Origin of the sequence: Kitasatospora sp. NPDC091257, assembly GCF_044757675.1 — a bacterium.
Taxonomy (GTDB): Bacteria; Actinomycetota; Actinomycetes; order Streptomycetales; family Streptomycetaceae; genus Kitasatospora; species Kitasatospora lactacystinica.
In genome coordinates this window covers 1-7,297 of the sequence record NZ_JBIVVI010000370.1, presented here as the reverse complement: position 1 = coordinate 7,297, position 7,297 = coordinate 1, and the positions used below count along the sequence as shown (strand labels likewise).

Sequence of the window (7,297 nt, the reverse complement as noted above, 5' to 3'; positions counted from 1 at the left end):
CCCTCCTGGGCCGCCGGGGCCTTCGGGGCCGCCGGGGCCACCGGGCCCGTCAGCTCCGTCGGGTCCGTCGGAGCGAGCAACTCGGCGTACAGGGAACGGAGTCCGCGCCCCGGGTCGACGCCGAGCTCGTCGGCCAGGGCGCGCCTGGTCCGCTCGTAGTGGCGCAGCGCCTCGGCCGTCCGCCCGCTCTCGTGCAGCGCCCGGATCATCAGCAGCTGCAACGGCTCGTCCAGCGGCTGCCGTTCGCACAGCTCGGCCAGCTCGGCGATCAGCTCGGCGGCCCGGCCGAGGCCGAGGTCCGCGGTGATCCGGTGGCGCCGGGCCTCCTCGTGCTGGGCCTCCAGCCGGACGGCCGGGCCGGTGCGGTCCGGCAGGTCGGCGAGCGCGGGGCCGCGCCACAGGGCCAGGGCGGCGCGCAGCCGCTCGGCCGCGAGCGCGTGGTCCCCGGTGTCCAGGGCGCGGCGGCCCTCACCGGTCAGCCGCTGGAAGTCGGCGAGGTCGGTGGCCGGGCCGGTCAGCCAGTACCCGGCCGGGCCGGAGCCGACCTCGTCCCGGCCGATGGTCCGGCGCAGCCGGCCGACCAGGGTCTGGAGCGCGGCGGAGGAGTCCTGCGGCGGCTCGGCCTCCCACACCTCGTCCACCAGCAGGTCGGCCGGCACCGGCCGGCCCTGCCGCAGGGCCAGGGCGGTGAGCAGGGCCCGCAGCCGGGCGCCGCCGATCGCTACCGGCGTGCCGTCGTCGTGGTGGGCCGTCGTCGTCCCGAGGATGCCGTAGTGCACCGCACCATTCTGGTCGATGCCCGGGGGAAGGGCCGCACAATTGTGCTGGGCCCCTCCCGGCCCCGGCACGTAGGGTGGAACGCCACCGCGCGCCCGGACGTTCACCCGGGACGGCTTGTCCGGTCACCGGCCCGCCCGGCATGATCGACCCGCTCGCGCCCGCCCGCCTTCCCCTCCCCACGGAGCACCCAGACCATGACCTTCGCCGCCACGCCGCGCTCCCGCAGCGAGGACCGCCGGATCAGCCCGGTGTTCTGGGCGCTCCTCGCCGTCCTCGGCACCTCCGGCTGGGCGGTGCACCAGGGTTACGGCAACGCCTCGTTCGGGGTGTTCCTGTTCGTGGTCGCGGGCTGGATGGTCTCCCTCTGCCTGCACGAGTACGCCCACGCGCGCACCGCGCTGCACGGCGGCGACATCAGCGTCGGGGCCAAGGGCTACCTCACGCTCAACCCGCTGAAGTACGCCAACGTGCTGCTCAGCTTCGTGCTGCCGATCGTCTTCGTGATCCTCGGCGGCATCGGCCTGCCCGGCGGCTCGGTCTGGATCGAGCGGCACCGCGTCCAGGGCCGGCTCAAGCACAGCCTGATCTCGGCGGCCGGCCCGCTGGTCAACCTGCTCATCGCGGCGGCGCTGCTGATCCCGATCGGCGCGGGCTGGCTGGACGACCCGACCGTGCACGCGGTCTGGGAGGGCCACGAGCTGATCATCTCGCCGTTCTCCGGCGCGCTGGGCTTCCTCGGCTTCCTCCAACTGAGCGCGGCGGTGCTGAACCTGCTGCCGGTGCCCGGGCTGGACGGCTACGGGATCGTCGAGCCCTGGCTGTCGTACCGGACCCGGCGGGCCATCGAGCCGTTCGCGCCGTACGGGATGCTCGCGGTGTTCGCGCTGCTGTGGCAGCCCCAGGTGAACCAGTTCTTCTTCGGGATCGTCCACGGCCTGATGAGCCTGTTCGGGGTGGACCAGGACTACGCCACGCTCGGCCGGTACCTGTTCAGCTTCTGGAAAAACTAGCCCCACCGGCGGTCCGCGGGCAGGGCCTCAGCCCTGCTCGGCGGCGGCCGCGGCGATCCGGGCCCGGCGACGGTCCATCCACAGCACGTTGCTGGCCACGCCGGCCAGCGGCAGCCAGATCAGGCCCAGCCAGAAGCCCTGGACCAACGAGACCACCAGGGCCACGAGCGCGAGGACGACGGCGGCCAGGGCGAAGAGGGACGTGCGAGGCATGGCGGGAGGCTCCTAGAACGGGTGCGGGCGGCCGGGTCACGGCCGCCACCCATTGTCGCCGACCTCACCTCCGGAGCCGGTCCAGGGGTGAGGTCGACACGGCCCGTGCCGGTCAGACGTCGGTGATCCGCAGGCCCGCGTGGGCCTTGTAGCGGCGGTTGACCGAGATCAGATTGGCGACCAGCGACTCCACCTGGTGGGCGTTGCGCAGCCGGCCCGCGTAGATGCCGCGCATCCCGGGGATGCGGCCGGCCAGGCCCCGCACGACATCGGTGGCGTCCCGGTCGTCGCCGAGCACCATGACGTCGGTGTCGATGCTCTCCACCGACTCGTCCTGGAGCAGCACCGCCGAGAGGTGGTGGAACGCGGCGGTGACCCGGGAGTCCGGCAGCAGGACGGCGGCCTGCTCGGCGGCGCTGCCCTCCTCCGGCTTCAGCGCGTACGCGCCCTGCTTGTCGAAGCCCAGCGGGTTGACGCAGTCGACGACGATCTTGCCCGTGAGCTCCTCGCGCAACGCGGTCAGGGTGGCGGCGTGGCCGTCCCACGGGACCGCGATGATCACCACGTCGCTCTCCCGGGCGACGGTGGCGTTGTCGGCGCCGCGCACGCCGAGGCCCAGCTCGGCCGCCGAGGCCTCGGCACGGGCGGCGTCACGGGAGCCGATGAGCACCTGCTGGCCGGCCTTGGCCAGCCGCAGGGCCAGTCCCCGCCCCTGGTCGCCGGTGCCGCCGAGGACACCGACCACCAGCTGCGAGACGTCCGGCACCTCGTGGGCCGGGTTTGTCGCTGAATCGAGGGAAGTCATGGGCCGATCCTGCCAAATCCCCGGCCCGGCGGGACATCCTGGCCCGCATGGACGCGGTGAGAGTTTCGGCACTCCGGGAACGGCTGACGGGAACGGGCTGGCTGGAGGCGGTCGGCGGCTTCGCCGGGGCGCTGCGCCGCTCGGTGGAACGGCGCGGGGCGAGCGGGCTGCTGCTGGTCGGCACCGAGGCGTACGAGCCCTGGCACCTGGCCGCCCACCTGGACGACGAGGCCGCGTGGTCGGACGTCCCCCGGCTGGCGCCCACCCTGCTGCGGCACAGCCCGCCGGCCGGCGCCCCCGCCCACCTGCTGCACGACCTGCGGCGGCTCACCGGGGCCGGGCGCGGCGACACCGTGCTGGTGGTGGTCCCGGAGGCGGCCGGCGCCCCGCTGCTGGAGCGGGTGCAGGACGCCCGGCGGCGCGGCGCGACCGTGCTCGCGCTGGACGGCGGCGCCCCGGCCGGCGCCGGGGCGGCCGGCGGCCCCGGCGGCCCCGGCGGCCCCGGCGGCCTCGGCGAGCTCGCGCACGAGCGGCTGGCCGTCGGCACCGCCGCCGAGGGGCCCTTCGACCTCGCCCAGCACCTGGTCAGCGTCGCCGCCGGGCAGCGGACCCACCGCCGCTCCGTCCGGGACCGGCTCGCCCGACTCGCCGAACGGCTGACCTCGACACCCGCGATCAGCCGCTGGTGAACCGGGCGCCCGAACCACCGGTGCGCGCGACCCGACCGCCGACGGGCCGAAAACCCTTTGCGGAAGCGGTGACCGCCGTCCGAGGATGACGGTTCGTGAACGTCGACGAACCCCCGTATCCCTCCGTGCCCGGGCGCGCCCGGAGGCTGCTGCGATCGCTGACACCCGACCTGGCACCCTGGCGTGCCTCCCGCGACTTCCGCTACCTGTGGACCTCCGGCTGCGTCACCAGCTTCGGCGGCTTCCTGACCCTCGTCGCCGTACCGATGCAGATCAAGGAGCTCACCGGCTCCTCCTTCGCGGTCGGCCTGATCGGCGCCGTCGAACTCGTCCCGCTGATCGTCTTCGGTCTCTGGGGCGGCGCCCTCGCCGACGCCCTGGACCGCCGGAAGCTGGTGCTGCGGGCGGAGGTCGCGCTCGGCCTGCTGGCCGGGCTGCTGCTGGTCAACGCCCTGCTGCCGCACCCGCTGCTCTGGCCGATCTACCTGGTCGCCGCACTGGTCGCGGCCGCCGACGGCATCCAGCGCCCGGCGCTGGACTCGCTCCTGCCCCGGCTCGTCCCGCACCAGCACCTGACCGCCGCGTTCGCCCTCAGGTCGCTGTACCACAACGCCGCTTCGGTGGCCGGTCCGGCGCTGGCCGGGGTCGTGGTGGCCTTCGCCGGGGTGCAGACCGCGTACGCGCTGGACATCCTCACCTTCGCGGTCTCGCTGCTGCTGCTCGTCCGGATCAAGGCGGTGCCGCCGCCCACCGGCGCCGAACGGCCGTCCGTCCGGGCGGTGCTGACCGGCGTCCGCTACGCCTGGAGCCGCAAGGACCTGCTCGGCACCTACGCGATCGACCTCTGCGCCATGCTGTTCGCCTACCCGGTGGCCGTCTTCCCCTTCCTGGCCTCGGAGTTGGGGGCGGACTGGGCGCTCGGCCCGATGTACGCGGCCTCCGCCCTCGGCGCCCTGCTGGTCGGCGCCACCAGCGGCTGGACCTCCCGCGTCCACCGGCACGGGCGGCTGCTGGTGGCCGCCGCCGTCGGCTGGGGCGCGGCGATGGCGCTCGCCGGACTGTCCGAGCACATCGGGCTGGTGCTGCTCGGCCTGGCGCTGGCCGGCGGCGCCGACGAGATCAGCGGGCTCGCCCGCTCGACCATGTGGAACCAGTCCATCCCCGACGAGTTGCGCGGGCGGATGGCCGGCGTCGAACTGCTCAGCTACTCCGTCGGCCCGCAGCTCGGCCAGGTCCGGGCCGGCACCATGGCCGGGCTGGTCGGCGTGCGCGCCGCCGTCTGGGCCGGCGGCGTCGCCTGCGTGGTCGCCGTGCTCGCGGTCGCCGCCGCCCTCCCGAAGCTGCTCGGCTACGACGACCGCACCGACCCCCACGCCGCCGCCGTCCGCGCCGAGCACGAACGCGCCGAACGGGAGGCCGCCCCGACGGCGTGACGAGCCCGCCGGGCGGGGCCCGGTGTTTCCGTCAGGTGCCGTAGATCGTGGAACGGTGGCCGACGTGGACGATCCACACCACCACCTGCCCGTTGTCGACCGTATAGACGATGCGGTGGTCGCCCACGCGCAGGCGTCGACGCTCGGGCTGCGACACGAGTGCGGTGGTGTTGGAGCCGAACGGATCGCTCTCCAGCTCGGTCAGCTTGGCCAGGATGCGAAGCGCCATGTCACGAGGGATCTTCCGGAGCTCGGCCTGGGCCTCCGGCCGGAAGACGGTGCGGTACTCACTCACTGCGGGCCAGCGTCTCCCTCATGACGTCCTCGATCGGCACGCCCGGCGCGGGATCGGCCATCCGCTCGTCGATGATCCGGTTGATCTCGCGCGCTTCCCACTCCTGGTACTTCCGCAGGACCTCGATCGACACGACGGCGGCAACCTCCTTGCCCCGGCGCGTGATCACGGTGGGTACGTCGTCCCGGTCGGCCCGCTCGACGACCTCTGCCAGGTGCGCGCGGACATCGCGGATCGACTCCCTGGGCAACGGCTGCGTCATGAGCCCAAGTGTACGTGATGACCCAGGTGTACACATGGGCTCGGCGCCGCACCGGGCGGGCTACTCGGCGTCGTCCTTCGGCTTGTCGCTCCAGCGCGGGTCGTTCTGCCACTCGCGGTTGCGCTCGTCGGCGATGCGCAGCGCCTGGGCGGCCTCCTCGGGGGTGGCGTACGGGCCCAGGCGGTCCTTCGCCGGGCACTCCGGGCCCTCTTCGACCTTGTTGTGCTTGATGCAGTAGAACCACTCGCCGGGTTTGCCGGTCGGCTTGCGGTTGAATCCGAGGGGCATGGCGCTCTCCCGTTCAGAAGGCCAGAAGGATGGGTCGGTACCGATCATTCCCCGCCCCGGCCCGGGCCGCACACCCCCCGGGGCCCCGGGGACCGGCGACTAGACTCGCGGCATGGCTCTCGTACCCGGCATCCAGTCCCCCACCCGCAAGGTCCCGGCGCACATCGCGCGCCCCGAGTACGTCGGCAAGTCCGCGCCGACGCCGTACACCGGGCCCGAGGTGCAGACCGCCGAGACGATCGAGAAGATGCGGATCGCGAGCGGGATCGCCGCCCGGGCGATGGAGGAGGCGGCCAAGCTGATCGCCCCCGGCGTCACCACCGACGCGCTGGACGCCGTGGCCCACGCCTACATGTGCGACCACGGCGCCTACCCGTCCGACCTCGGTTACCGGGGCTTCCCCAAGTCCGTCTGCACCTCGATCAACGAGGTGATCTGCCACGGCATCCCGGACTCGACGGTGCTCCAGGACGGCGACATCGTCAACATCGACGCCACCGCGTACATCCACGGGGTGCACGGCGACCTCAACGCCACCTACCTGGTCGGTGACGTGGACGAGGAGTCCCGGCTGCTGGTCGAGCGCACCCGGGAATCCCTCGCCCGGGCGATCAAGGCGGTCAGGCCGGGTCGTCAGATCAACGTCATCGGGCGGGTCATCGAGTCCTACGCCAAGCGCTTCGGGTACGGCGTGGTGCGGGACTTCACCGGACACGGCATCAACACGTCGTTCCACTCCGGCCTGATCATCCCGCACTACGACAGCGAGCGGGCCACCGAGGTGATCAAGCCGGGCATGACCTTCACCATCGAGCCGATGCTGACCCTGGGCACCTACGACTACGAGATCTGGGAGGACGGCTGGACGGTCGTCACCAAGGACCGCAAGCGCACCGCCCAGTTCGAGCACACCCTGGTGGTCACGGCGGACGGCGCGGAGATCCTCACCCTGCCGTGACCGGGGCACGGCCGGCGTGACCCGCGCCGCCCGGCGGGCGCCCTAGCCGATCAGCCACTGCTCCTCGGCGACGGCGCCCACCTCGGTGCAGGCGTCGGTGAGCACGTCCAGCACCCGCAGCGGGTCCGGCAGCGGCTGCTCGGGCCCGCGCAGCCACCTCACGTGGGAGCCGTCCGGCAGTGCGGCCGGCGGCAGCAGGGTGTACGAGCCGCGGCAGTGCCAGCGCAGGCCGGGGTGCTCCGACATGGTGTCCGGGGTGGAGTCGAGCGCGCTCGGCCACCACTCGTCCTCGTCCTGGGGGGTGCCGCGGGTGGCGGTGAAGAACAGGTAGCGGTCCTCGCCGACGGCGGCGACCGGGCCCTCGACGCCCAGTGCGGTCAGCCGCTCCAGCGCCAGCCGTCCGGCCTCCGCCGGGACGTCCAGCACGTCGTGCACCCGGCCGGTGGCGGTGATGAAGTTGGCCTGCGGGTCGCGGGCGAGCCAGCGGGAGAGCTGCTCGGGGTCGGTGGTGGCCTGGGTCTGCCAGGCGAAGGAGACCGGGTGCTGGGCGGGGGCCGGGCAGGC

11 protein-coding genes are annotated in these 7,297 nt (G+C 73.7%); 4 read left to right on the top strand and 7 right to left on the bottom strand.

Translation table 11 applies throughout. The features are described 5' to 3' along the window. On the bottom strand, nt 1–779 hold a 779-nt coding region (locus ACIQOV_RS18645; protein WP_401049706.1), incomplete at its 3' end, for a BTAD domain-containing putative transcriptional regulator. A gap of 195 nt (nt 780–974) precedes the next feature. Here ACIQOV_RS18645 and ACIQOV_RS18640 point away from each other — a divergent pair. Further along, nucleotides 975–1,790, top strand: a complete 816-nt coding sequence (locus tag ACIQOV_RS18640; RefSeq protein WP_401049704.1) for a site-2 protease family protein — start codon at nt 975–977, stop codon at nt 1,788–1,790. Nucleotides 1,791–1,817: 27 nt separating this feature from the next. Here the strand turns inward: ACIQOV_RS18640 and ACIQOV_RS18635 are convergent, their stop codons facing one another. Continuing rightward, the gene (locus tag ACIQOV_RS18635) at nt 1,818–2,003 is read right to left on the bottom strand and encodes a hypothetical protein (RefSeq protein ID WP_359896925.1); all 186 of its coding nucleotides are present in this window, start codon (nt 2,001–2,003) and stop codon (nt 1,818–1,820) included. Nucleotides 2,004–2,115: 112 nt separating this feature from the next. Further along, nucleotides 2,116–2,808, bottom strand: coding sequence for an NADPH-dependent F420 reductase (gene npdG / locus ACIQOV_RS18630; protein WP_401049702.1), 693 nt, complete (start codon nt 2,806–2,808; stop codon nt 2,116–2,118). Between the two features lie 47 nt (nt 2,809–2,855). Between npdG and ACIQOV_RS18625 the strand changes: the two genes are divergently transcribed. Together ACIQOV_RS18625 and ACIQOV_RS18620 are read left to right on the top strand one after the other, a co-directional pair. Further along, nucleotides 2,856–3,497, top strand: a complete 642-nt coding sequence (locus ACIQOV_RS18625; RefSeq protein ID WP_401049700.1) for a hypothetical protein — start codon at nt 2,856–2,858, stop codon at nt 3,495–3,497. Nucleotides 3,498–3,592: 95 nt separating this feature from the next. After that, nucleotides 3,593–4,930 (top strand): MFS transporter, encoded by a 1,338-nt coding sequence (locus ACIQOV_RS18620; RefSeq protein ID WP_401049698.1) that lies wholly within the window; start codon nt 3,593–3,595, stop codon nt 4,928–4,930. Between the two features lie 31 nt (nt 4,931–4,961). Here ACIQOV_RS18620 and ACIQOV_RS18615 read toward each other — a convergent pair whose 3' ends face one another. Genes ACIQOV_RS18615 through ACIQOV_RS18605 form a run of 3 tightly spaced genes read right to left on the bottom strand, consistent with a single transcriptional unit; the run spans nt 4,962 to nt 5,775 of the window. Further along, entirely contained in the window at nt 4,962–5,225 is a 264-nt protein-coding gene (locus ACIQOV_RS18615; protein ID WP_401049697.1) for a type II toxin-antitoxin system RelE/ParE family toxin, read from the bottom strand. After that, nucleotides 5,218–5,487, bottom strand: a complete 270-nt coding sequence (locus tag ACIQOV_RS18610) for a type II toxin-antitoxin system Phd/YefM family antitoxin (protein WP_401049696.1) — start codon at nt 5,485–5,487, stop codon at nt 5,218–5,220. The genes ACIQOV_RS18615 and ACIQOV_RS18610 overlap by 8 nt, the downstream gene beginning before the upstream one ends. A 60-nt stretch (nt 5,488–5,547) precedes the next feature. Then, nucleotides 5,548–5,775 (bottom strand): hypothetical protein, encoded by a 228-nt coding sequence (locus ACIQOV_RS18605; RefSeq protein ID WP_359896920.1) that lies wholly within the window; start codon nt 5,773–5,775, stop codon nt 5,548–5,550. Between the two features lie 112 nt (nt 5,776–5,887). Here ACIQOV_RS18605 and map point away from each other — a divergent pair, with 112 nt between their 5' ends. Then, nucleotides 5,888–6,733 carry a type I methionyl aminopeptidase gene (gene map / locus ACIQOV_RS18600; protein ID WP_401049694.1) on the top strand — a complete coding sequence of 282 codons (846 nt, stop codon included), beginning with the start codon at nt 5,888–5,890 and terminating at the stop codon, nt 6,731–6,733. Nucleotides 6,734–6,775: 42 nt separating this feature from the next. Here map and ACIQOV_RS18595 read toward each other — a convergent pair. Next, nucleotides 6,776–7,297, bottom strand: a 522-nt coding sequence (locus ACIQOV_RS18595; protein ID WP_401049692.1) for a bifunctional DNA primase/polymerase, incomplete at its 5' end; no start/stop codon positions are given.